The 455-nt window shown below is 64.2% G+C and carries 1 protein-coding gene; it reads left to right on the top strand.

What is annotated here, in order from left to right:
• A partial coding sequence (locus RAD15_RS43810) for a hypothetical protein (protein WP_458184863.1) occupies window positions 1-185 on the top strand: 185 nt, incomplete at its 5' end.
• Between the last annotated feature and the right edge of the window lie 270 nt (window positions 186-455).

Here is a 455-nt window from a genome sequence, read left to right as displayed (position 1 = left end):
AACGCGCCACCACGCGTGATCAACAGGCCAGGGACAACAAGCCTTTGTCGCCCCAGTGGGACGACGCCACGGACAGCCTCGCGGCATTCTTCTCACGCGCCACGCAGGACGGGTACAAATTCACGGTGCAGACACCAGCCCTTCACCCGGCGCCGATCGATCTCCTTGATCCGATCGGCTTCTAAGCCGCGCCGAGGGAATGGATCGTAGCTCCATTCGCGTTGCCGCGACGGGGACGGCTACCTATCTGCAACCATGATCGCTGGCGTGACGGATGCGACAGCCATCCGCACGTTGTGCAGGAGGATCTGATGGAACAGGCCGACACTCCGCGAACCGATTCACCGCCGCCGGACGACCCCAAACCGCCTGCCGATCTCGACCGCTGGCTCGACGAAGCGCTGGAGGATACTTTCCCCGCCAGCGACCCGGTCGCGCCCCGAAAGGTCTCGAAG

This window comes from Bradyrhizobium sp. 14AA, from assembly GCF_054185205.1.
Note: the sequence above shows the minus strand (reverse complement) of the source record. Positions and strands in the feature narration are given on the sequence as shown.